This window comes from Herbaspirillum sp. LeCh32-8 (assembly GCF_017814915.1).
In the GTDB taxonomy this organism is placed as follows: Bacteria; Pseudomonadota; Gammaproteobacteria; order Burkholderiales; family Burkholderiaceae_D; genus Herbaspirillum.
In genome coordinates, this window is record NZ_JAGIPZ010000003.1 from 301,954 (window position 1) to 323,183 (window position 21,230).

Sequence of the window (21,230 nt, forward strand, 5' to 3'; positions counted from 1 at the left end):
GGTGATCCGGTCGGTTGTCCCGGATCCTGCCGCGCACGGCGAAGGGGGAAAAGCCCGACACTTGATGCGAGGAAAAAATATGACCAGCTTTCTCAGAACCAGAAAAGATCGTCATCCAAAACACGACAAGCCGCGTCTGCCGCATGAGCATGACCAGAACTTCGACCGCCAGGATGCGGGGCGCAGCGGTCACAAGGTGGAGCGCCAAGAGATCCGCCATGCCTACAACGATATCCGTGAGGGCCAGGTAGATACCGACCTGCGCGGCACCGGCGGACTGGACGAGGGCAACAAGGCCCCCGGCCGCCGTTCGGCCGGGGCGCCGCCCAAGGAGCCGGACGAAGGCTGATCCGGCCGGCAGCGGCCGTTGCAGCTACATGGCGGCCGACGTGCAAATGTCGACACGAAAAAAGGCAGCAGGGTTTTCCTGCTGCCTTTTCTTTTGCGCCTGCGATGCCGATGGGCCGATGCGGCGATCTACAGACCCGACCGCGCGATCCAGTCATCGACCAGCGCGAACAACTCGCGCGGCTTCTCCATCGGCGTCATGTGGCCGCAATCGGCGACGATCTCGAAACGCGCATGGTCGATCTGCCGCGCCATCTCCTGCGACTCTTCCACCGAGCGCAACCGATCGTGGTCGCTGGCGACGATCAGCACAGGGCAGCGCAACTCCTTCAACTGCTCGGCATTGCTGTCGCGCAGCGTCTGCAGCTGGCGCAGGAACACCTCCTTGCCGTTGGACAGCGCCATCGCCTGCAGGCGGTCCAGCAAGGCGCGGTCGGTGCTCAACGCCGGATGCAGCGACGCCGCCAGCTGCCGTGAGGTCAGCCCCTTGAAGGGGGCGCGGCTGGCGATGTCGATCTGGGCCTTGGTGGAGACCGACTCCTGCTCGCTCTGCGGGCGCGAGGAGGTGTTCAGCAGCGCCAGCCCGAGCACGCGCTCGGGCGCCTTCAACGCCACCGCCTGGGCCACGAAACCGCCCATCGAAAAGCCGAACAACAGGAACCGCGCCGGCGCGTCGCGCAGCACAGCGTCGGCCATGGCCTCAATGCCGATGTCGCGGCCGAGGTCACCGAAGTGGAGCGCACCCAACGTGCCGAGGTCGGCGCGCATGTCGTCCCACAGGTGCTCGTTGAGCATGAAGCCTGGCAGCAGAACCAGGTTGCGCATGATGTGTCCTCTCTGTTGGCGGCCCGTTGGCCGCAATGTTGGTCGACCTTATTCCAGCCACTGCGCACGGCTGCTGCAGGCGGCAATCGCCAGGCACAGCACACCGATGAAGGCCAGCGCTGCCGGCAAGCCCCAGCCGTGCGCCAGGAAGCCCACCGCCGGCGGGCCGATCAGGCTGCCGCTGTAACCCAGCGTGGCCACCGCCGCCAGCGCACTCGATCCATGGCGGCCGGCGGCGCTGAAGACAAACGGAAACACCGCCGCCACGCCGGCGCCGGCAATCGCGAAACCGAGGATGGCCGGGACCATCGAATGCGCCAGCACCGCAATACCGATGCCGAACGCCGCGAACAGCGTACCGATGGTCACCACCGGGCGCGCACGGTAACGCTGTTTCAGCCGGTCGCCGATCATGCGCATGACCAGCATCATGCCGGCGAAACCGGCATAGGCCAGCGGCGTGCCGCCGTCGCTGGCGTGGATATGATCCTTCATGTAGATGCCGCTCCAGTCGGCAATCGAGCCCTCGACGATGGCGCCGCAAAAGCCGATCACGCCCAGCACCACCAGGTGGCCGTGCGGGATGGCGAAGATCTTGCGATGCGGGTCATGCTCGGGCCGGTCGTCCGGCATGGCCTGATAGGCCGCGTACAGCGGCCACAGGAACAGCGCCGAGATCAGCAGGAAGTGCCACACCGGCGCGATCCCCATGCCGGCGATGGCGCTGGCGATGAGCGCGCCGGAAAAGGTGCCGACGCAGAACCAGCCGTGCAACATCGACATGATGGGACGGCCGGCGTCCTTCTCGGCCTGCGCGCCCAGCGCGTTGATGGCCACGTCGAAGCAGCTGGAGGCGGCGCCATAGAAGGTGCTGATGGCCATCAGCGTCCATAGCTCGGGGGCCAGGCCCAGCAGCGGCAACGACACCAGCAGCGCCAGCCCGGCGTACAGGGTGCTGTGGCGCGCGCCGTAGTGGCCGGTCAGCCAGGCCGCCAGCGGGAACGAGCCGACCGCGCCGATGCCGCCGCACAGCAGCACCAGCGCCAAGGTGGCTGCGTCCAGCTGCAGGTGATCGCGGATGGCCGGGATGCGCGCGGCCCAACTGGAAAAGACGATTCCCAGCAGCAGGAAAAACAGCGGAATGGCGATCTGGCGCCAGCGCGCCTGGCCCAGCAGGCCGGCGCGGGAGGTGGAGAGCTTGGTTGTCATCGATACGTCATGAAGGTAAACTGCCTTGGCATTGCAGCCGCTATTATCCGACAACCGGGAAGGCTCCATGAAATGAGCCATGGTCGGTAAGCTGCGCTCAGGCTGCCATCAGATGGCGGCCGTTCTCAGAGGTTCACGATGTGCGCAGACTGTCACGACTGTCCCAGCGCCGCCGGACCTGCCAGCCGCTTCTGAGCGCGCCGCGCGCTGCAATCTTGCAGGGACAGGGATGCCAGTTTCAGAATCAAACAAGATCTACCAGGAAATCGTCGATGCGCTGATCGCCATGCATCGGCTCACCGACGGCTATACGCCCAGCCATGAAGACCGCACCGCCGAATTGTGCGTGGCCATCGCGCGCCAGCTTGGCCTGCCGGCCGAACGCATCGACGTGCTGCACATGGCGGCCCAGGTGCACGACATCGGCAAGGCGCGCATCGCGCAGGAACTGCTCAACAAACCCGGCCGCATCACCGACGACGAATACGCCGTGCTCAAGACGCACGTGCAGATCGGCTACGACATCCTGAAGCACATCAGCTTCCCCTTCAACCTGGCCGAGATCGTCTGGTGCCACCACGAGTACCTGGACGGCAGCGGCTATCCGCGCGGCGTGACCGATGAGGCGATTCCGCTGGAGTCGCGCATCCTGACCGTGTCCGACATCGTCGAGTCGATCTCGGCTGATCGCCCCTACCGCAAAGCACTGGGCATGCAAACCGCGCTCGACGAAATCCGCCGCCTGCGCGGCACCCGCCTGGACCCGGCGGTGGTCGACGCCTGCCTGCAGGTGATCGAACAACATCTCTGGCACGAAGCCGCCGCCTGAGCGCATCGCCGGCCGGCCTTTCGGCTACACTCGGGGCAGAACAAAAAACACAGGCCCCGGAGACGCCACCCATGCACACCGCGCAGCACAGCACACCACCCGCGCCGCAGGACTTCGTCCTGCGCCATCCCATCCTGACCGCCCTGGCCTTGTCGCTGGGCACCGCCGTCGCGCTGGGCGTGGCGCGCTTCTCGTATGCGCTGCTGCTGGCGCCGATGCGCGCCGACCTCGGCTGGCCCTACCTGATCGCCGGCGGCATGAACACCGGCAACGCACTCGGCTACCTGCTGGGCGCGCTGGTCACGCCGCTGCTGATGCGCCGCCATGAAGCCTGGCGCGTGCTGGTCGGCGGCGCCTTCGGCACGGCGCTGCTGACCTTCGTCCCCGGCCTGGTCACCGACACCGGCGCGCAACTCGTGCTGCGCGTGGCGACCGGCATCACCAGCGCCTTCATCTTCGTCTCCGGCGGTTTGCTGGTGAGCCGCCTGGCGGCGCTGCATACGCAACGCGCCGGGCTGCTGTTGGGGCTGTATTACGGCGGCACCGGCATCGGCATCGCCGCCGCCTCGCTGCTGGTGCCGCCGGTGATGCAGGCGGCCGCCGCCCACGGCGCCGCACATCCCTGGCAATGGGCCTGGTTGCTGTTGGGCGCGCTGGCGCTGGTGGCCAGCGTGTTCATGTCGCTGCCGGTGCGGCACATTCCCTCGCCGCCGGCGCAGGCCTCGGCGCGCGGCAGCTTCCATGCGCGCGGACTGCTGTTCGGTTTGCTGGGTTACCTTTGCTTCGGCCTGGGCTACATCGGTTACATGACCTTCGTGATCGCGCTGCTGAAAGAAGAAGGCATGGCGCCCGAACGCATCACGCTGTTCTTCACGCTGCTGGGCGTGGCGACCTTTGCCTCCTCGCGTATCTGGGCGCGCATGCTGGATCGTTTCCGCGGCGGCCAGTCGCTGGCGATGCTCAACACGCTGTTGTGCGTGGCGACGCTGCTGCCGGCCTTCACCGCGCAACCGGCGGCGGTATTCGCCTCGGGCATCCTGTTCGGCGCCTGCTTCCTGTCGGCCGTGGCCTCGACCACCGCGATGGTGCGCCACAACTTGCCGCAGGCCGACTGGCCGGCCGGCATCAGCGCCTTCACCATCATCTTCGCGGCAGGCCAGATCGTCGGCCCCACCATCGTCGGCTGGATCGCCGACGGCGCCGGCGGGCTGCAGCGCGGGCTGGTGTTCTCGGCGCTGACGCTGCTGGCGGGCGCGGCGCTGGCCTGGCGTCAGCAAGCATTGCCCAAACCCGTATGAGTCATTTCTTCCGACAATAAAAAAGCGGCCCGCAGGCCGCTTTTTTTACGCGCAAATGTTTACGCCAGATGACGTTTCAAAGCGTCCACCAGCGTGCCGCAAGCTTCGTCGGTGCCGATGGTAATGCGCAGGAACTGGTTGATGCGCGCACTCGTGAAGTGACGCACGATGATGCCGTCGCCGCGCAGCGCCGCCGCCAGCTTGGCGGCGTCATGCCGCGGATGGCGCGCGAACACGAAGTTGGCGGCCGACGGCAGCACCTCGAAACCGAGCGCGGTGAGCGACGCATCCAGCTTGTCGCGACTGGCGATGACCATGTCGCAGGTCTGGCGGAAATACTGCTCGTCTTCGATCGCGGCGGTGGCGCCGGCGATCGCCGGGCGATCCAGCGGATAGGAATTGAAGCTGTTCTTGACACGCTCGAGCGCAGCGATCAGGTCGGCGTGGCCGATCGCGAAACCGACGCGCATGCCGGCCAGCGCGCGCGACTTGGAGAAGGTCTGCACCACCAGCAGATTGGGATAGCGCTGCACCAGCGGGATCGCGGTATCGCCGCCGAAGTCGATGTAAGCCTCGTCGACAACCACCACGCGCTCAGGATTGCCCTGCAGGATGCGCTCGATCTCGGCCAGTCCCATCAGGCAGCCGGTGGGCGCGTTGGGATTGGGGAAGATGATGCCGCCGATGGCGTCGCCGTGGCCCAGGTAGTCGTCGGCGCGGATGGTGAAGTCATCGGCCAGCGGCACTGCGCGATGCTCGACCTGATACAGGCCGCAATAGGTCGGGTAGAAGCTGTAGGTGATGTCCGGGAACAGGATCGGCTTGCCGTGCTGGAGCAGCGCGTGGAAGGCGTGCGCCAACACTTCGTCGGAACCGTTGCCGACGAACACTTCGCGCGCCGTGATGCCATCGGCGGCGTGGCGCGCGGCAATGGCCAGCTTGAGCGGCTCGGCATCCGGATTGGGATACAGGCGCAGGCTCTCGCTCACCTCGCGCGCGATGGCGTCAAGCGCGCGCGGTGAGGGACCGTAGGGGTTCTCGTTGGTATTGAGCTTGACCAGGTTGGCGATCTTGGGTTGCTCGCCGGGGGTGTAGGGCGTCAGGCGGCTGACGATGGGACTCCAGAACTTGCTCATGGGAAATCGGCCCGCGCGGGGCATGACGAATTGAAGAGGAAAGCGCAGATGGTAGCAAACTTGCCGCCGGACGGCGGCGGACGGCTCAGAAATACGGGCGATAACGCGGCCGCCGCGCGGAGGCGTCGGTACGCGCCGACGGCTGGGATGCGTTGGATGCAGGTGCGGGCGCGGCGCTGAGCAGCGAGATCGCGCGGCCGGCGATCTCCGCCGGCAGGCCGATGACATCCTGGCAAGCTCGCGCAAAGGCGGCAGCCGAGGCAAACCCGGCGCCGCCAAAATCACAAGCGGCGTCATCCATGCGCGCCAGCCGCGCCAGCGCCCAGGCCACACGCTGCTCGCGCACCAGGCTGCGCAGCGACTCGCCCTCGGCAAACAGCAAGGCGCGCAGCCGTGCCGGAGTCAGTTGCCACAGACGGGCGATGCGCGCGGCGCTCCAGTCGGCGGTCGGCTCGGCAAAGATGGCGGCGGCCAGCTTGCGGGTCCAGGGCTTACTGGCGTCGGCGGCGCGCTCCATGTCACTGCCGGCGTCGGTCTCCAGCGCCAGCGACCACACCGCCGGGCGCGGTCCCTGCATCAGCAGCTGCGCCATGCGCGGATGCGCCAGGCAGGAGAAGCGCACGAAGGGCGGCACGGTGAAGCTCTCCCCCTCGTGCAGCTCGATGGTGACGCCGCCGCTCTTGAGCGTGGCCGCGCCTTTCCACACCTTCACGCGCGCAGGCGCGGTAAAACGCAGTTCGCGCAGCTGCAGGTGATGGTGGGTGACGATGGCCATGGGGTACGCAATCCGAAGTCAGGTGACGATGATGAGGTGAAGATGATGTTAAGCGAGCCGCGCTCGACACACTGTCGCCGCGGCGACCATGCATCTTCTCATAACGAGGCCATGCCGAAGGCGCGCAGGCCGTCGAGGTCGACCACGCGGATGCTCTGGTAGGAAATCTCCACCAGCCCCAGCTCGGCCAGCCGGCGCATGGCCTGGTTCACGCGCTGGCGCGACAGGCCGGTCAAGAGGCCGATCTCTTCCTGCGACAACTCCAGCACCGGCGAAGTGCGCGGGTACAGCATGGGATGGAACAGCTGGGCGATGGCTTGGGCCACGCGGGCGTCGACGTCGAGCAGGCGCTCGTTTTGCACGGTGGCGATGAACTGGCCCATGCGCTCGTTCAACTGACGGATCACGAAAGCGTTGAACGGCAGGCTCCGGGCCATCAGCAGGTGGAAGGTGTCGGCCGGCACCAGCAGGATTTGCGAGGCGCGCACCGCGATCACGTCGTAGCGCCGCGCCTCGCGCTTGATCACGCTGCCCTCGCCGCACCAGCCGCCTTCGGGCACGCCTGACAAGGTGCTGCTGCGGCCGTCGACGTTGTAGACGGCGAGCTTGATCAGGCCTTCATGCACGCCGATCCAATGGCTGGACAGCTCGCCGCGGCGCGCGATAAACGAGTCGGCGCCAAAGCGCGCGAGCTGCGTGGCGGCGGCCGCCAGCTTGCGGTGTTCGGGCGACAGCGCGTTATACCAGTCGTGCTGCTGTAGGTGTTGCTCCATCGGGTGCGCCATTGCTCCAGTGAGGCGGTCATTGTCGCACGCGCGCCTTGTCGTCGTGATGACAAAGCGCAAGCCGCCATCGGTGCTACCCTAGGAGAAACACAAGCGCGGCCATCAGAAAACAACAAGCGGCCCGCGCACCGCCCCTGACAGAAAACGCCGCCGCAAGGAGACCAGCATGGCAGATTTCGACACCGGCCTCGGCCGCAACGCGGCCAATTACGCCGCCCTCACCCCGATCGACTTCATCGCCCGCGCGGCCGAGGTTTATGGCCGCCGCACCGCCATCGTGCACGGCAGGCTGCGCCAGGATTGGGACCAGACCTATCGCCGCGCGCGCCGGCTGGCCAGCGCGCTGCAACAGCTGGGCGTGGGCAAGAACGATACCGTCTCGGTCATGCTGCCCAACACGCCGGCGATGGTGGAGGCGCACTTCGGCGTGCCGATGGCCGGCGCCGTGCTTAATGCGCTCAACATCCGCCTGGATGTCGACTCGATCGCCTTCATGCTGCGCCATGGCGAGGCCAGGGTCCTGCTGGTCGACAGCGAGTTCGCAACGATGGCGCGCCAGCTGAAGGCGCAGCTGCCGGCGCTGAAGGTGGTCGAAGTCTACGACGAGCTGGGCCCGCCGCCGGTGGCCGGCGAGCGCTTCGGCGAGTTCGAATACGAAGCGCTGCTGGCCGGCGGCGACGAACAGTTCGCCTGGCAACTGCCGGCCGACGAGTGGGACGCAATCGCGCTGAACTACACCTCCGGCACCACTGGCGACCCCAAGGGCGTGGTCTACCACCATCGCGGCGCGGCCATCAACGCGATCTCCAACATCCTCGAATGGGACATGCCCAAGCACCCGGTCTACCTGTGGACGCTGCCCATGTTCCATTGCAACGGCTGGTGCTTCCCCTGGACGATTGCCGCGCGCGCCGGCGTCAACGTCTGCCTGCGCAAGTTCGAGCCCAAGCTGGTGTTCGACCTGATCCGCGAACACGGCATCAGCCACTATTGCGCCGCCCCCATCGTGCACGCGGCGCTGGCCAATGCGCCGGAGAACTGGCGCGAGAGCATCCGCGGTCCGGTGCGTGGCATGGTGGCTGGCGCGCCGCCGCCGGCGGCGGTGCTGGCGAAGATGGAGGCGATGGATTTCGAGCTGGCCCACGTGTACGGCCTGACCGAGGTCTACGGGCCGGCCGCGGTATGCGCCGAGCAGGAGGACTGGAACACGAAGTCGGTGGACGAGCGGGCCGTGCTGAAGTCGCGCCAGGGCGTGCGCTATCACCTGCAAAGCGGCGTCACGGTACTCTCGCCTGAGACCATGGAGCCGGTCAGGGCCGACGGTGAGGAAATCGGCGAGATCATGTTCCGCGGGAACATCTGCATGAAGGGCTACCTGAAGAACGACCGCGCCACCGCCGATGCCTTCGCCGGCGGCTGGTTCCATACCGGCGACCTGGGCGTGATGAGCGCCGACGGTTACATCAAGATCAAGGACCGCAGCAAGGACATCATCATCTCCGGCGGCGAGAACATTTCCAGCGTCGAGGTGGAGGACGTGCTGTACCGCCACCCGGCGGTGCTGGCCGCCGCCGTGGTGGCGCAGCCGGACGAGAAATGGGGCGAGACGCCCTGCGCCTTCGTCGAGCTGAAGGAAGGAGCGCAAGTGCAAGCGCAGGAACTGATCGACTTCTGCCGCGGCCACCTGGCCGGCTTCAAGGCGCCCAAGGCGGTGTACTTCGGCCCGCTGCCCAAGACCTCCACCGGCAAGATCCAGAAGTTCGAGTTGCGCAAACGAATGAAGTCCAGCAGCGCGATCGATACCTGATCGCCCTTGCTTGATTCACCCTTCCCTGCCTCAGCCCTTGCGCACGGCGATGTGATAGATGCCCCAGGGGCACAGGCCGAAGCGCTCGGAGACCGGGCGTGAGGCCATCTCCGGGAAGCGATCGGCCTCGTACACCGCCCACAGCGGACCGAGGCCGCCCAGCGCCATCGGCTTGCCGTCCAGGTGAGTGGCGACGATGAAACGGTATTTCTGCGCGTCCTCGCGCGAGACCATCACCGCGTAGCCGTCGATGGCGCGCAGCACATAGCCTTGCGCTGCAGGATCGGCGCCGGCCGCGCGCATCACGTCTTCCAGCAAGGGGCCGCGCAGGGTGTGGCGCTTGCCGTCGTATTCCAGCGTGGGCCGGATGTCGAGCGCCGGCAGCGCCGTCAGCGCGGCGAAATCGAAGGTGCGCGCTTTGTCGAACTCCAGCTTTTGCTTGTGCATCATCTGGTCCAGCGCATGGTCGAGCGGACCGCGGTTGGGCGCGGCAATCTCGCCGGTCACCGTCAGCAGCACCGGGCCGGCGCCGGCTGCAGACTTGCGGGCGGCCAGGGCCGGCGCGCTCATCGTCGCCGTCGCAGCGGTGGCGGCCAGCGCGGAGGCGGCGGTGCGCAGGAAGTGTCGCTTCTTCATGGGTGTTCCTCTCCTGTCCATGAGGCATGGGGGCCGACGCAGCCGGAACGGCGCGCTGCCCGCATTGTAGAGCCGGAATGCCGCTTACGGCTGGCGGGCATCCCTCCCCGCAACCGCGTCATCACCGGATTCGCCCGACTCGCCGCGCTTGCGCATCGGCGCCGGATTGTCCTCATAGGTCTGCAGCGGCACCCAGCGCTGGTTCTGCGCCTGGTAGATGGTGAACACCTGGTTGCGCGGATTGCCCGCAGCGTCGAAGGCGACGGGTCCGGTCAGGCCCTTGATGACGATCTGGCGCAGCGTCTCCACGATCATGCGCGGCCGGGTGCAGCCGCACTGGCGCATCGCCGCCATCAGCACTTGCGCGGCGTCGTAGGCGAAGGGCGTAAGGCCGTACAGGTTGAGGCCGTAGCGCTGGTTATAGTCGTCTTCGAAGCGACGCCAGCCCGGCATGAAGGAAGTGGGAACGCCCGATTCGATGGCCAGCACGCCATTGGCCGCCGAGCGCGCCGCGATCAGGAAGGTGGAGCCGGCCGCGCCCATGGACGCCACCATCAGCCGCAGGCCGCCGCCCTCCTGCTGGATGACCTGGGCCAGCAACATCGCCTGCGAACTGTAGCCGCCGAAGAACACTGCCTCGGCGCCGCGCTGCTTCAGGCGCCGCACCAGCTGATGCAGGTCGGTGGAGTAGCTGATGCGCTCGCGCGCCACGGTCTGGGCGCCCAGCTGGCGCACCTGCTCGTGCACGCTTGCCGACACCGCCACGCCATACAGGGAGCCGTTGTCGACCACGGCAAAACGACGCAGGTTCATCACGCGGATCGCGTAGTGCAGCAGGTTGGCGGCCGCCAGGTCGTCATGCCCGATCATGCGAAAGAAGCTGCCGAAGCCCTGCTCGGTCAACACGCTGGCGCTGACCGCCGGCGTCACCAGCGCCACGCCGGCGTCAGCATAGATCTTGGCCACCGCCTGCGCGGTGCCGGAATTGGCGGTGCCGATCACCGCCACCACGCCCTCCTGCAAGAAGTACTTGGCCACGGCCACAGCGGTCTGGGGATCGTTGCGGTCGTCCTGGCGCAGCAGACGATAGAACACGCGCTGGCCGCCGATCCTGGGGCTTTGCCGATTGGTCTCCGCCAGCGCCATCTCGGCGGCGTTGGCCAGGCTCTTGCCGAAGGTCTCCGACACGCCGCTCAGGGGACCCGAAAACCCGATCAGGACGGTCTTCACCTGCGCCTCCTGCGCCGCCATGGACGTGAGCGGCAACAACAGGAACAGTACGACGGTGGCGATCTGCTTCAGGCGGGCGATGATGCTGAACATGGCGTCTCCGAAATACGACCCAAGCAGCCTGCCTCACCCTGCGCGACGACAGCCATGCCGGCCGGAAAACCGAGAAAGGTAGCTGCTCGGCCACGTGACAAGCCACATTGCCGTCACATTCGAAAAAATATCGAATTCGAACGAAGATTTAATTTCCGCACAACAAAAAACGGAGCCGAAGCTCCGTTTTTCATGGTGCGGATTTCACGCCGCAAAAATCAGTCGCGCGGCGGACGGCCACGCCAATAACCTGCCAGCAGCGAACCCGAGAGGTTGTGCCAGACCGAGAACAGCGCACCCGGCAGGGCCGCCACCGGCGTGAAGTACAGCTTGCCCAGCGCCGCGGCCAGACCGGAGTTCTGCATGCCCACCTCGATGGCCAACGTGCGGCACACCGCTTCGTCGAAGCCCAGCAGGCGACCACCCCAGTAGCCGCCCAAGAGGCCCAGGCCGTTGTGCAGGATCACGCCCACCAGCACCACCAGGCCGACCGATGCGATGCTGGCCTGGCTGCCCGCCACCACGGCGGCGATGATCAGCAGGATGGCGACCATCGACACCAGCGACAGATAGGGTTCAATACGGCGGATGAAGCCCCCGGCGAAAATGTTCAGCACCAGGCCGACCACGATGGGCACCACCACGATCTGGACGATGGACATCAGCATGGCGTGGGCGTCGAAGTGGATCGATGCGTCCACATACAACTCGGTCAGCATCGGCGTGGCAAACACCGACACCAGCGCCGACAGCGTGGAAATGGTGACCGACAGCGCGACGTCGCCGCGCGAGAGATAGATCATCACGTTGGAGGCGGTGCCGGAGGCGACCGAACCCACCAGCACCATGCCGGCGGTCAGGTCAGGCGGCATGCGCAGCACCTTGGCGATCACCCAGGCCGCCAGCGGCATGACCAGGTAATGCAGGATGATGCCGGCGGCCACCGGCGCGGGGCGCTTGATGATGCGTTTGAAATCGTCGACGGTCAGCGTCACGCCCATGGTCAGCATGATCAGGGTCAGCAGCTGGGTGACGTATTTGCCGATCGGCGTGAAGGTCGGCGGAGCGAAGTAGGCGGCTGCGGAAAGCAGCAGCGCCCACACGGGGAACAGGCGGGTAATGGTTGCGAGCATGGTTGAAACCGGATGAGTAAGTACTGCTTCCTGCGCCGCGCGAGGACGGCAGCGTGGGAGGCGCGTTTGTTTAGTTATAGGAATGATCGCGGATGACGCGGACAACAGACTCGTAGGCTCGGCATCGCACCCATATGGCGGCGGCCTCTTCTCGTTATGGCGCCTTGTGGGCGCAAGGGCGTGATTCTACCCGCGGCACGGGATTTCTGCCGAAAGCCCGCACAGGGCCGGGGCAAGCGCCGGGAAAACCCGCCACAAGATCAAGTCGCCGGATCGCACTTGAAGGTCAGCAGCGCCTTGGGCGGCAACACCACCGGCAGCCCGTCGGAGCGCTCGCTGCCGACGACGCGCATGCGCCGCCCCAGGTTCTTGCAATACGCATCGGCCTGCCGCAGCCCCTGTATCGCCACGCCATCGTTGCCGCGCCACAGCGAGCTGGCGGTCAGCATGTAGGTATCGCGATCCAGCTGCGTGACGCCGCTGGAAGACGCGCAGGCGGCCAGGAGCGCAGTTGCTGCTGTTGCCATCGCCAGATATCGTGCCTTCATTGCCGCTCCCATCCCCCTCGTGTGCATGTCTGGGCCGATGTTAGCGGCGGGCGTGCATGACGTCATGCATCCCTACAACTCTTTACATCGCGGCGACGGGGTTGCTGCGCTTCGTTTGGGAGGACGGTGGAGTGCAGCAAACGACGCTGGGTTCCGGCCTGCGCCGGGATGACGGGTTAATTGGGACGGCGAGGCGGTGCTTCGACGTGGGAGATGCGACGGTGGGCGTCCTGATCCTTGTTCTGTGATGTGCAACGAACGACACTGGGTTCCTGCTTTCGCAGGAACGACGGATTAACTCAGATAGCGAGCCAACACATCGAAGTCTCAGGCGAGGCGCAAGCAACACGATGCCGAAGGCGAGCCCCATCCCGATGCCGCAGGCGAGGCGGATGGTATTTCCCCTTGTGGGCCAGCCGGCGGAGCGCGGTGAAAAATGGATCAGCAAGGCAGTCGGAGCGCAGCGACTCTGCCTTGCCCATTTTTCAGCGCGCTGCGACGGGAACCCCCGAAGGGGGCTGGCACTTAGGTTTTGTTGGAGCAGTGCTCCAACCCTTCTTTTGCTTACTTTTCTTGGCGGAGCAAGAAAAGTGAGCGGCTGCCGGGCCGCCCCCGGCGCTCAGTTCCGACCGGAGAAAGAAAAACACAAAGCCAGTACATCTGCATGCAGCAAGACCAGACTACCCAACGCGCCTCAACAAGCACCGGTGAAGCGCGACAAACGACGCTGGGTCCCTGCTTTCGCAGGGACGACGGATTAAATGACCGGGGGGAGTCTGTCTTTGCCGCTACCGATGAAACCTGATGCGGCTTGAGTGATGAACGCCGGCGCCGAAGAAGCACAACGAACGACGCTGGATCCCGGCCTGCGCCGGGATGACGGATTAAATGAGATAGCTAACCTGCGCATCAGGACTGCAGGCCGCCCCCATGCTCACCATCAAAAAAACCAGAAAACAGAACCGCCAAAAACGCCGCCCCAACCCCACCACCCCCAAAAGAAAAACGCCGCTGAAACATCAGCGGCGTCCTCATCAAACCAACAACAGCAACAACAATCAGCGCGTCACCGGCTTGTAGCGAATACGCTTGGGCTTGGCGGCTTCCTCGCCCAGACGCTTCTTCTTGTCGGCTTCATATTCCTGATAGTTGCCGTCGAAGAAGGTCACCTGCGAATCACCCTCGAACGCGATGATGTGCGTAGCGATACGATCCAGGAACCAGCGATCGTGGGAAATCACCAGCACGGTACCGGCAAACTCCAGCAGCGCATCTTCCAGCGCGCGCAGGGTTTCCACGTCCAGGTCGTTGGACGGTTCGTCCAGCAGCAGCACGTTACCGCCCTGCAGCAGCGTCTTGGCCAGGTGCAAGCGACCACGTTCGCCGCCCGACAGGTTGCCGACGATCTTCTGCTGGTCGCCGCCCTTGAAGTTGAAGCGGCCGAGATAGGCGCGCGACGGCATTTCGAAGCGGCCCACGGTCAGGATGTCGGCGCCGCCGGACACGTCCTCGAACACGGTCTTCTTGTTGCCCAGGTCTTCGCGCGACTGGTCCACCAGCGACACCTTGACGGTGGGGCCCAGCACCAGTTCGCCGGCGTCCGGCGTTTCGCGGCCGGCCAGCATGCGGAACAGCGTGGATTTACCGGCGCCGTTGGGGCCGATGATGCCGACGATGGCGCCGGCGGGAATCTTGAAGTTCAGGTTGTCGATCAGCAGGCGGTCGCCGTAACCCTTGGAGACGCCCTTGAATTCGATCACTTCATTGCCCAGGCGCTCGGCCACGGGGATGAAAATTTCCTGGGTCTCGTTGCGCTTCTGGTATTCGTATTCGGACAGTTCGTTGAAGCGGGCCAGACGCGCCTTGCTCTTGGCCTGGCGGCCCTTGGGGTTCTGGCGTACCCACTCCAGTTCCTTGGCGATGGTCTTCTGGCGCGCCGATTCGCTGGCCTCCTCCTGCTTCAGGCGGGCTTCCTTCTGCTCCAGCCAGGACGAGTAGTTGCCCTTCCAGGGGATGCCGTGGCCGCGGTCCAGTTCCAGGATCCACTCGGCGGCGTTATCGAGGAAGTAGCGGTCGTGGGTGATCGCCACCACGGTGCCGGGGAAGCGCTGCAGGAACTGCTCCAGCCAGTCCACCGATTCAGCATCCAGGTGGTTGGTGGGCTCGTCCAGCAGCAGCATGTCGGGCTTGGAGAGCAGCAGCTTGCACAGCGCCACGCGGCGCTTTTCACCGCCCGAGAGCACGCCGATGACGGCATCCCACGGCGGCAGGCGCAGCGCGTCGGCGGCCATTTCCAGCTGCTGGTTCAGGCTGTTGCCGTCGGCCGCGGCGATGATCGCTTCCAGGCGCGCCTGCTCGGTGGCCAGCGCGTCGAAGTCGGCGCCTTCCTCGGCGTAGGCGGCGTACACCGCATCCAGCTTGGCCTGGGCTTCGAACACTTCACCCAGCGCGCTCTCGACTTCCTGGCGCACGGTCTTCTCGGCGTCCAGCTGTGGTTCCTGCGGCAGGTAGCCGATGTTCAGGTTGGGCATCGGGATGGCTTCGCCTTCGATTTCCTTGTCGATGCCGGCCATGATCTTGAGCAGGGTCGACTTGCCCGAGCCGTTCAGGCCGAGCACGCCGATCTTGGCGCCGGGGAAGAAGGACAGCGAGATGTCCTTCAGGATCTGCCGCTTGGGCGGCACGATCTTGCCGACGCGGTTCATTGTGAATACGTATTGAGCCATTTTTAGCGATGCCGGTGAAATGAAATGGATGAGTTGCGAGTTGCAGCTAGGCGCCCGCGGCGCTTTGCGCGCGGCTGCGCCAGAAACGCCACAAGCCTTCCGCGGAGTATACCGCGAGCGCCAGCCAGATCACGCAAAACCCGATGGCGCGATGGCCGGTAAACGGCTCGTCGAACAGCAATACCCCGGTCAGCAGCTGAATGGTGGGCGAAATGTATTGCATCAATCCCAACATCGACAGCGGGATGCGGCGCGCGCCCTGGGCGAACAGCAGCAGCGGCACGGCGGTGATGGGACCGGCCAGCGCCAGCAGCAGCTGCACGCCGAGCGAGGCGCTGCTGAAACTGTTGCTGCCGCGCCAGGTGTCCAAACCCAGCACCAGCAATACCAATGGCAGCATCAGCAGGGTCTCCAGCGACAGCCCTTCCAGCGCGCCCAGATGAGCCACCTTGCGCAGCAGGCCGTAGAGGGCGAAGGTGGTGGCGATCACCAGCGCGATCCACGGCAGGTTGCCGTTGGCCACCGTCAGCCACAGCACCGCGCCCAACGCCATGCAGACGGCCAGCCACTGCAGCGGGCGCATGCGCTCCTTCAGGATCAGGTAGCCCATGAACACGCTCATGAGCGGGCTCATGAAGTAGCCCAGGCTGGTGTCGACGATGCGACCGTCATTGACGGCCCAGACATACAGCGTCCAGTTGCCCGAGAGCAGCAGCGCCGACAACAAAAAGCTCAACACCACCAGCGGTCGCCGCAGCGCCTGCCCCAGCCAGCTCCACTGCCGGCGCCACAGCAGCACCACGGCCAGGAACACGAAGGACCAGAACAGCCGGTGCACGACGATATCGAAGGAGGGTACTTCCTTGAGCAGTTTGAAGTACAACGGAAACAGCCCCCACAGGACGGAGGCGGACACGGCGTAAAGCATGGCGGCGACAATGGACTCGGATAGGAGACTGTCTTTGTTGTGCGGGCGCGCGCGTTGATATGCGACCCAAGTTGTATGACAGCCCGGCGGAAGCGACATTATTGCAGGATTCGCCGATCCCGGCTTGCGCCGGATCAGTCCGGCGGCCGCGCTACTGCGGCAGATGCACTTCGGCGCGGGCGTGCAGCATCACCACTTCGCAGTCCTCGGCCTGCGCCGCGCGTTCGATCACGAGGACGTCGGCCGCGCCGATGGTGATCAATGGATGGTGCCAGACGCCGCGCCTGAGCGTGACACCCTGCCCCGGCTCGATGATGAAGGCCGCGATCGCCGCCTCGTCAGGCTGCGCGCCGACACCGGCCAGCACGGCCAAGCAGCGGCCGGCGCCCATCGGCACGAAGCTCTGGCTGCCCAGCAGGTGGCGCTCGAAGGCACGCAGCGGATACGGCGCGCGGTGCGTGCCTTCATCGGTGCGGAAGATCGCCACGCAGGCGCGACCGCCGCCCTCCTCCACATCCAGATGCGCCACGCCATCGAAGCGACGCGTGGTGCCGAAGTTGATGGCGCGCTCATCCGCACCCGGTGCGATCAGCTCGCCATAAGGCGTGAAGGCCTCATGCGTAAGCGGCTGCGCCACGACGACGCGCATGACCTCAGGCGCACTCATGCATCAGCCTTGCGGCAAAACGGATCAGCGAGCGGTCGCTGCCGGCCGGCGCGATCACCGAGAAGCCGAACGGCGCTTCATCCAGGCGCATCAGCGGCAGCGAAATCTGCGGCAAACCCGACAGCCCGGCCAGACACAGCATACGGATGGCCTGGTTGCGGTAGTTCTCCAGCGACTGTTCGGAATCGGTCAACAGCGGAGCGATATCGGGCATGGTCGGCATCAGCAGTACGCCGTCGCGCCCGAGCAGGCGTGCGAAATCCTCGCGGAAGGCGGCACGCACCGCCGCGTGCTGCGCCATCTGCTGCGGCGTGATGGTGGCCGACCAGGCGAAGCGCTCGGCCACGCCGGGGCCGAGCTGGAAGTCGTGACGACGGATGTTCTCGCCGTGGCTGTGCCATGCCTCGTAACCCTGGATATGGCGGAAAGCCCAGTAGAGTGCGTCGAAAGAAGGTGAGGCGGTCTTCACCGGCAACGGCGTGCCGATGGCGCCGGCCAGACGGTCCAGCGTCTCGGAGAAGACGCCCTGCACACGCGGCTCCAGCAGAGCCAGCACGTCCGCTGCGACCAGCACACGCGGGGTCTCCGGCAGCGCGGCGCTGTCGGTGCCCAGCAGCACGTCACCCACGCGCGAGAACGCATCCATGTCGCGCGCAAACCAGCCGCATGTGTCAAAGCCCGGCGCCAGATCCATCACACCGGCCAGCGATACGCGCGCATGCGTCGGACGCAGTCCGATCAGGCCGCAATGGCTGGCCGGTGCGCGCACCGAGCCGCCGGTGTCGGTGCCCAGCGCGATATCGGCCAGGCCGTTGGACACTGCCGAGGCCGAGCCGGAGCTGGAACCGCCAGGGATACGGTCTGGCGCGCCGCCGTTGCGCGGTGTACCGAAGTGGGCATTCCTGCCGTTCATCGAGAAGGCCAGCTCGTCGGTGTAGACCTTGCCGGCGAAGCGCGCGCCGGCCTGCGCCAGCGCCTGCACCGCCGCCGCCGATTGCGGCTTGATGCCAGACAACGCCAGCATGTGCGGATTACCGCAGCCGGTCGGATAACCGGCGACGTCGAAGATGTCCTTCACCGCGAACGTCAATCCGGCCAGCGGTCCGCTGCTGGAGGAGGCAACGGGAACAAAGGGATAGGGAACGAAACAACGTGCGGAAGAAGCGTCGGCGGTCATGCGGATTCCTTATGCAAATGGTCGGCGAATACAGTGCGATTGTGGCCAGCTTATGGTTCGATGATACTGACGAATCGCCTCACTCAAGCGACGGCGAACTGCAGCTCCTGCACGCGCAGGCAGCGCACCGTGTGCGATGCGGCCAGCACCTGTTCCGGCGGCTGTTCGGTATGGCACCGCGTCGCGGCATGCGCGCAGCGTTCAGCAAACGCGCAACCCGGCGGCAGGTTGGCGAGATCGGGCGGCGAGCCGGGAATGGTCTGCAGCCGCTGGCCCTTCTGCATCGCGCCGTGGCTGCGGCTTTGCAGCAGCGCCATGGTGTAGGGATGGCGCGGCTGCTTGAGCAGCTCCGCCGCCGGACCCTGCTCGACGATGCGTCCGGCATACATGACGGCAATGCGGTCGGCCACCTCCACCGCCGCGCCGATGTCGTGCGTGACGAAGATGATGGACAGGCCCAGCTCGCGCTGCAACTCACGCAGCAGCAGCAGGATCTGGATCTGCACCGTAGCATCGAGCGCGGTGGTCGGCTCGTCGGCCAGCAGCACCTTGGGCGAACACGACAGCGCCAGTGCAATCATCGCGCGCTGGCGCATGCCGCCGGACATCTCGTGCGGATAGGCATCCAGCCTGCGTTCGGGGCTGGGAATACGTACCTTCTCGAACAGCGCCAGTGCCTGCGCGCGCGCCTCGGCGCCGGACACTTTCTTGTGGCGACGAATGGTCTCGGCGATCTGGCTGCCGACGGTATAGACCGGATCCAGGGCCAGTAGCGGCTCCTGGAAGATCATCGCCACCGTGTCGCCGCGCAGCGCCGACAAGGCGCGCGGCGACATCTTCAGAACATCCTGCCCGGCGACTTCCAGCGCGCCCTCCAGCGTGGTGCGGCGCTCGGGATGCAGGCGCATGATGGAGCGCAGCGTAACGCTCTTGCCCGATCCCGATTCGCCGATCAATGCCACCACCTCGCCTTCGCCCACATCCAGGTCGACGCCGCTGACGGCACGGATGGTTTTGTCGGGCGCCTTGAACGTCACGCGCAAGTCGCGCAGGCTGACCATGCTTTTCATCTCAGCCATGAACGGCCTCCTTGCCTTGGGAATGCATCGCCATGCCGGCATCGAAGGTGTCGGCATCAAAGCCGCTGCCCGGTTCGTAGCGCAGGCAGGCCACACCGTGGCCGTCGTCGCCCTCCACAAAGGACGGCGCACGCAGCTTGCACACTTCCTGCGCGAACTGGCAGCGCGTGTGGAAGCGGCACCCTGGCGGCGGGTTGATCGGGTTGGGCGGATCGCCGGCCAGCGGCGCCTCCTCGGTGCGGCGGGTGGGATCCATGCTGGGCATGGAGCGCAACAGCGCGCGCGTATAGGGATGCCTGGGTGCGTCGAACACCTGGTCGGCCGGCCCCACCTCGACCACCTGGCCGAGGTACATCACCAGCACGCGGTCGGAGATGAAGCGCACCACGTTGAGATCGTGGCTGATGAAGAGATAGGTCAGGCCGAACTCCTGCTTCAGGTCCAGCAACAGGTTCAGCACTTGGGCTTCGACCGACTTGTCGAGCGCCGACACCGCCTCGTCGAGGATCACCAGGCGCGGCTCCAGCGCCAATGCGCGCGCGATATTGACGCGCTGGCGCTGGCCGCCGGAGAGCTCGTGCGGATAACGACCGGCGAAGCGTTCCGGCTGCAGGCCAACGCGCGCCAGCAGGTCGCGTGCGCGGCTGATGGCCTCGCGCGACGACAGGCCGTGCACGATGGGCGCGAAGGCGATCGAATCCTCGATCGTCATGCGCGGGTTGAGCGAGGAATAGCTGTCCTGAAACACCATCTGCGTCTGACGCCGGAACTGGCGCAGCGGCATGGCGCGCGAACCGACGGTGCGGCCGTCGAACACCAGCTCGCCGCTATCCTGTTCGATCAGTTGCATCAGCACGCGCGCGGTAGTGGACTTGCCGCAACCGGACTCGCCGACCACGCCCAGGGTTTCGCCCTTCATGATGTCGAAGCTCACGCCGTCGACCGCGCGCACGGCGCCGCCGGCGCGACCGGAAAACGGCAGGCCTTTGTTCTTCAACGGGAAATGCTTGAGCAGCTTGTGTACGCCCAGCAAGGGCTGGCGTGGGCCGCCGACATCGCGCCGGTCGGCCTCGTTCATCAGGTGTGCAGTCAGGCTCATTGCTTGACCTCCATGGCCGAGCGCAGGCCGTCAGACAACATGTTGAAGGAAATCGACGTGACAAAGATGAACGCGCCCGGCAATGCCGCCACCCACGGCTGGGTGTAGATGGCAGTGCGCAGGGTGTTGAGCATCAGGCCCCACTCCGGCTCGGGCGGCTTGACGCCCAGGCCGAGGAAAGACAAACCCGAGGCCAGGATCATCGACACCGAGATCAGGCTCGTGGAGTAGACAAAGATCGGCCCCAGCACATTGCCCAGCACGTGTGCGCGCACGATGGTGAAGGCGCCGGCGCCGGACGCGCGTGCGGCGTCCACATAGTCGCTGCGCCGCACCTGGGTGGTGACGCTTTCGGCGATGCGCGCGATCTGCGGCACGAAGACGATGGTCAGCGACGTCAGCGCGTTGAAGATGCCGGCGCCCAGCGCGCCCGACAAGGCGATAGCCAGCAGCACCGAGGGGAAGGCATACAGGATGTCGATGGTGCGCATGACGACGGTGTTGGTGAAACCGCCCGCATAGCCGGCCAGAATGCCCAGCGCGCTGCCGATGGCGAAGGCCAGCAGCACCGGCGTAATGCCCATGAACAGCGACAGCCGGCCGCCCAGGATCAGACGTGAGAGCAGATCGCGCCCGAGTTCGTCGGTGCCCAGCAGATGGCCGGCGGTGCCGATCGGTTTCAGGCGCGCGAACATCGAGGTGGCAAAGGGATCGGCCGGCATCAGCCAAGGCGCGGCGATAGCCATGACGATCAGCGCCAGCAGCACGGCGCCGGCGATCATCGCCGTGGGATTGCGTACCAGGCGCGCAGCGACGTTGGCCCAGTGGCCGCGCGAGCGGCGATAGGGGGCGACCGGCGCGGCGGCGGCAAGGGAAGAAGCAGGGGTAGCGGACAGGTCCAT

General features: G+C 65.9%; 21 protein-coding genes. 5 read left to right on the forward strand and 16 right to left on the reverse strand.

Going from position 1 to position 21,230, the window contains the following annotated elements; translation table 11 throughout:
* Window positions 1-79 precede the first annotated feature (79 nt).
* Complete coding sequence (locus J8I26_RS09105) at window positions 80-349, forward strand: hypothetical protein (RefSeq protein ID WP_209606308.1); 270 nt, start codon at window positions 80-82, stop codon at window positions 347-349.
* A 128-nt stretch (window positions 350-477) separates the two neighbouring features.
* Here the strand turns inward: J8I26_RS09105 and J8I26_RS09110 are convergent, their stop codons facing one another.
* Both J8I26_RS09110 and J8I26_RS09115 read right to left on the reverse strand, forming a co-directional pair.
* Window positions 478-1,173, reverse strand: a complete 696-nt coding sequence (locus J8I26_RS09110) for an alpha/beta hydrolase (RefSeq protein WP_209606309.1) — start codon at window positions 1,171-1,173, stop codon at window positions 478-480.
* A 48-nt stretch (window positions 1,174-1,221) separates the two neighbouring features.
* On the reverse strand, window positions 1,222-2,382 hold the full coding sequence (locus tag J8I26_RS09115; protein WP_209606311.1) for an MFS transporter: 1,161 nt from the start codon (window positions 2,380-2,382) through the stop codon (window positions 1,222-1,224).
* Between the two features lie 229 nt (window positions 2,383-2,611).
* On the opposite strand from J8I26_RS09115, the gene J8I26_RS09120 reads away from it, so the two are divergent.
* Together J8I26_RS09120 and J8I26_RS09125 are read left to right on the forward strand one after the other, a co-directional pair.
* A complete protein-coding gene (locus J8I26_RS09120; RefSeq protein WP_209606313.1) occupies window positions 2,612-3,211 on the forward strand; it encodes an HD domain-containing phosphohydrolase in 600 nt (199 codons plus the stop codon).
* A 71-nt stretch (window positions 3,212-3,282) separates the two neighbouring features.
* Window positions 3,283-4,509 (forward strand): YbfB/YjiJ family MFS transporter, encoded by a 1,227-nt coding sequence (locus tag J8I26_RS09125; RefSeq protein WP_209606315.1) that lies wholly within the window; start codon window positions 3,283-3,285, stop codon window positions 4,507-4,509.
* Between the two features lie 59 nt (window positions 4,510-4,568).
* Here the strand turns inward: J8I26_RS09125 and hisC are convergent, their stop codons facing one another.
* The 3 genes from hisC to J8I26_RS09140 form a co-directional block, all read right to left on the reverse strand.
* Window positions 4,569-5,645, reverse strand: a complete 1,077-nt coding sequence (gene hisC, locus J8I26_RS09130; RefSeq protein ID WP_209606317.1) for a histidinol-phosphate transaminase — start codon at window positions 5,643-5,645, stop codon at window positions 4,569-4,571.
* An 85-nt stretch (window positions 5,646-5,730) separates the two neighbouring features.
* Window positions 5,731-6,420 carry a hypothetical protein gene (locus tag J8I26_RS09135; RefSeq protein ID WP_209606319.1) on the reverse strand — a complete coding sequence of 230 codons (690 nt, stop codon included), beginning with the start codon at window positions 6,418-6,420 and terminating at the stop codon, window positions 5,731-5,733.
* Window positions 6,421-6,518: 98 nt separating this feature from the next.
* Window positions 6,519-7,193, reverse strand: a complete 675-nt coding sequence (locus tag J8I26_RS09140) for a Crp/Fnr family transcriptional regulator (protein ID WP_209606321.1) — start codon at window positions 7,191-7,193, stop codon at window positions 6,519-6,521.
* A 178-nt stretch (window positions 7,194-7,371) separates the two neighbouring features.
* On the opposite strand from J8I26_RS09140, the gene J8I26_RS09145 reads away from it, so the two are divergent.
* The gene (locus J8I26_RS09145; RefSeq protein ID WP_209606323.1) at window positions 7,372-9,012 is read left to right on the forward strand and encodes an acyl-CoA synthetase; all 1,641 of its coding nucleotides are present in this window, start codon (window positions 7,372-7,374) and stop codon (window positions 9,010-9,012) included.
* A 30-nt stretch (window positions 9,013-9,042) separates the two neighbouring features.
* Here the strand turns inward: J8I26_RS09145 and J8I26_RS09150 are convergent, their stop codons facing one another.
* From J8I26_RS09150 to J8I26_RS09165, 4 genes are all read right to left on the reverse strand, one after another.
* The gene (locus tag J8I26_RS09150) at window positions 9,043-9,648 is read right to left on the reverse strand and encodes a molybdopterin-dependent oxidoreductase (RefSeq protein WP_209606325.1); all 606 of its coding nucleotides are present in this window, start codon (window positions 9,646-9,648) and stop codon (window positions 9,043-9,045) included.
* An 84-nt stretch (window positions 9,649-9,732) separates the two neighbouring features.
* Window positions 9,733-10,971 (reverse strand): branched-chain amino acid ABC transporter substrate-binding protein, encoded by a 1,239-nt coding sequence (locus tag J8I26_RS09155; RefSeq protein ID WP_209606327.1) that lies wholly within the window; start codon window positions 10,969-10,971, stop codon window positions 9,733-9,735.
* Between the two features lie 218 nt (window positions 10,972-11,189).
* Window positions 11,190-12,104, reverse strand: coding sequence for a bile acid:sodium symporter family protein (locus J8I26_RS09160; RefSeq protein WP_209606329.1), 915 nt, complete (start codon window positions 12,102-12,104; stop codon window positions 11,190-11,192).
* A gap of 260 nt (window positions 12,105-12,364) precedes the next feature.
* Entirely contained in the window at window positions 12,365-12,652 is a 288-nt protein-coding gene (locus J8I26_RS09165) for a hypothetical protein (protein ID WP_209606330.1), read from the reverse strand.
* A gap of 930 nt (window positions 12,653-13,582) precedes the next feature.
* Here J8I26_RS09165 and J8I26_RS09170 point away from each other — a divergent pair.
* Window positions 13,583-13,732 carry a hypothetical protein gene (locus J8I26_RS09170; RefSeq protein WP_209606331.1) on the forward strand — a complete coding sequence of 50 codons (150 nt, stop codon included), beginning with the start codon at window positions 13,583-13,585 and terminating at the stop codon, window positions 13,730-13,732.
* On the opposite strand, the gene ettA is transcribed toward J8I26_RS09170, so the two are convergent.
* From ettA to J8I26_RS09205, 7 genes are all read right to left on the reverse strand, one after another.
* Window positions 13,711-15,378 (reverse strand): energy-dependent translational throttle protein EttA, encoded by a 1,668-nt coding sequence (gene ettA / locus J8I26_RS09175; RefSeq protein ID WP_209606332.1) that lies wholly within the window; start codon window positions 15,376-15,378, stop codon window positions 13,711-13,713. The two genes, J8I26_RS09170 and ettA, sit on opposite strands and share 22 nt — an antisense overlap.
* Before the next feature lie 46 nt (window positions 15,379-15,424).
* Window positions 15,425-16,306, reverse strand: coding sequence for an EamA family transporter RarD (gene rarD, locus J8I26_RS09180; protein ID WP_209606333.1), 882 nt, complete (start codon window positions 16,304-16,306; stop codon window positions 15,425-15,427).
* A gap of 151 nt (window positions 16,307-16,457) precedes the next feature.
* Window positions 16,458-16,973 (reverse strand): ureidoglycolate lyase, encoded by a 516-nt coding sequence (locus J8I26_RS09185; RefSeq protein WP_209606334.1) that lies wholly within the window; start codon window positions 16,971-16,973, stop codon window positions 16,458-16,460.
* Window positions 16,960-18,150 carry an amidase gene (locus J8I26_RS09190; protein ID WP_209606335.1) on the reverse strand — a complete coding sequence of 397 codons (1,191 nt, stop codon included), beginning with the start codon at window positions 18,148-18,150 and terminating at the stop codon, window positions 16,960-16,962. Before J8I26_RS09190 ends, J8I26_RS09185 begins: the two co-directional genes overlap by 14 nt.
* An 83-nt stretch (window positions 18,151-18,233) precedes the next feature.
* Window positions 18,234-19,229, reverse strand: a complete 996-nt coding sequence (locus J8I26_RS09195) for an ABC transporter ATP-binding protein (RefSeq protein WP_209606336.1) — start codon at window positions 19,227-19,229, stop codon at window positions 18,234-18,236.
* Window positions 19,222-20,328 carry an oligopeptide/dipeptide ABC transporter ATP-binding protein gene (locus tag J8I26_RS09200; RefSeq protein ID WP_209606338.1) on the reverse strand — a complete coding sequence of 369 codons (1,107 nt, stop codon included), beginning with the start codon at window positions 20,326-20,328 and terminating at the stop codon, window positions 19,222-19,224. Before J8I26_RS09200 ends, J8I26_RS09195 begins: the two co-directional genes overlap by 8 nt.
* Window positions 20,325-21,230, reverse strand: a complete 906-nt coding sequence (locus tag J8I26_RS09205) for an ABC transporter permease (RefSeq protein WP_209606340.1) — start codon at window positions 21,228-21,230, stop codon at window positions 20,325-20,327. The genes J8I26_RS09200 and J8I26_RS09205 overlap by 4 nt, the downstream gene beginning before the upstream one ends.

Bases quoted from the DNA above. Each gene is read 5' to 3' on its own strand.
- J8I26_RS09105 (WP_209606308.1), top strand. From the start codon at position 80: ATGACCAGCTTTCTCAGAACCAGAAAAGATCGTCATCCAAAACACGAC.
- rarD (WP_209606333.1), bottom strand. From the start codon at position 16,306: ATGCTTTACGCCGTGTCCGCCTCCGTCCTGTGGGGGCTGTTTCCGTTG.
- J8I26_RS09120 (WP_209606313.1), top strand. From the start codon at position 2,612: ATGCCAGTTTCAGAATCAAACAAGATCTACCAGGAAATCGTCGATGCG.
- J8I26_RS09125 (WP_209606315.1), top strand. From the start codon at position 3,283: ATGCACACCGCGCAGCACAGCACACCACCCGCGCCGCAGGACTTCGTC.
- J8I26_RS09155 (WP_209606327.1), bottom strand. From the start codon at position 10,971: ATGTTCAGCATCATCGCCCGCCTGAAGCAGATCGCCACCGTCGTACTG.
- J8I26_RS09185 (WP_209606334.1), bottom strand. From the start codon at position 16,973: ATGAGTGCGCCTGAGGTCATGCGCGTCGTCGTGGCGCAGCCGCTTACG.
- hisC (WP_209606317.1), bottom strand. From the start codon at position 5,645: ATGAGCAAGTTCTGGAGTCCCATCGTCAGCCGCCTGACGCCCTACACC.
- J8I26_RS09165 (WP_209606330.1), bottom strand. From the start codon at position 12,652: ATGAAGGCACGATATCTGGCGATGGCAACAGCAGCAACTGCGCTCCTG.
- J8I26_RS09195 (WP_209606336.1), bottom strand. From the start codon at position 19,229: ATGGCTGAGATGAAAAGCATGGTCAGCCTGCGCGACTTGCGCGTGACG.
- J8I26_RS09205 (WP_209606340.1), bottom strand. From the start codon at position 21,230: ATGGACCTGTCCGCTACCCCTGCTTCTTCCCTTGCCGCCGCCGCGCCG.
- J8I26_RS09115 (WP_209606311.1), bottom strand. From the start codon at position 2,382: ATGACAACCAAGCTCTCCACCTCCCGCGCCGGCCTGCTGGGCCAGGCG.
- J8I26_RS09140 (WP_209606321.1), bottom strand. From the start codon at position 7,193: ATGGAGCAACACCTACAGCAGCACGACTGGTATAACGCGCTGTCGCCC.
- J8I26_RS09200 (WP_209606338.1), bottom strand. From the start codon at position 20,328: ATGAGCCTGACTGCACACCTGATGAACGAGGCCGACCGGCGCGATGTC.
- J8I26_RS09190 (WP_209606335.1), bottom strand. From the start codon at position 18,150: ATGACCGCCGACGCTTCTTCCGCACGTTGTTTCGTTCCCTATCCCTTT.
- J8I26_RS09160 (WP_209606329.1), bottom strand. From the start codon at position 12,104: ATGCTCGCAACCATTACCCGCCTGTTCCCCGTGTGGGCGCTGCTGCTT.
- J8I26_RS09170 (WP_209606331.1), top strand. From the start codon at position 13,583: ATGCTCACCATCAAAAAAACCAGAAAACAGAACCGCCAAAAACGCCGC.
- J8I26_RS09110 (WP_209606309.1), bottom strand. From the start codon at position 1,173: ATGCGCAACCTGGTTCTGCTGCCAGGCTTCATGCTCAACGAGCACCTG.
- ettA (WP_209606332.1), bottom strand. From the start codon at position 15,378: ATGGCTCAATACGTATTCACAATGAACCGCGTCGGCAAGATCGTGCCG.
- J8I26_RS09145 (WP_209606323.1), top strand. From the start codon at position 7,372: ATGGCAGATTTCGACACCGGCCTCGGCCGCAACGCGGCCAATTACGCC.
- J8I26_RS09135 (WP_209606319.1), bottom strand. From the start codon at position 6,420: ATGGCCATCGTCACCCACCATCACCTGCAGCTGCGCGAACTGCGTTTT.
- J8I26_RS09150 (WP_209606325.1), bottom strand. From the start codon at position 9,648: ATGAAGAAGCGACACTTCCTGCGCACCGCCGCCTCCGCGCTGGCCGCC.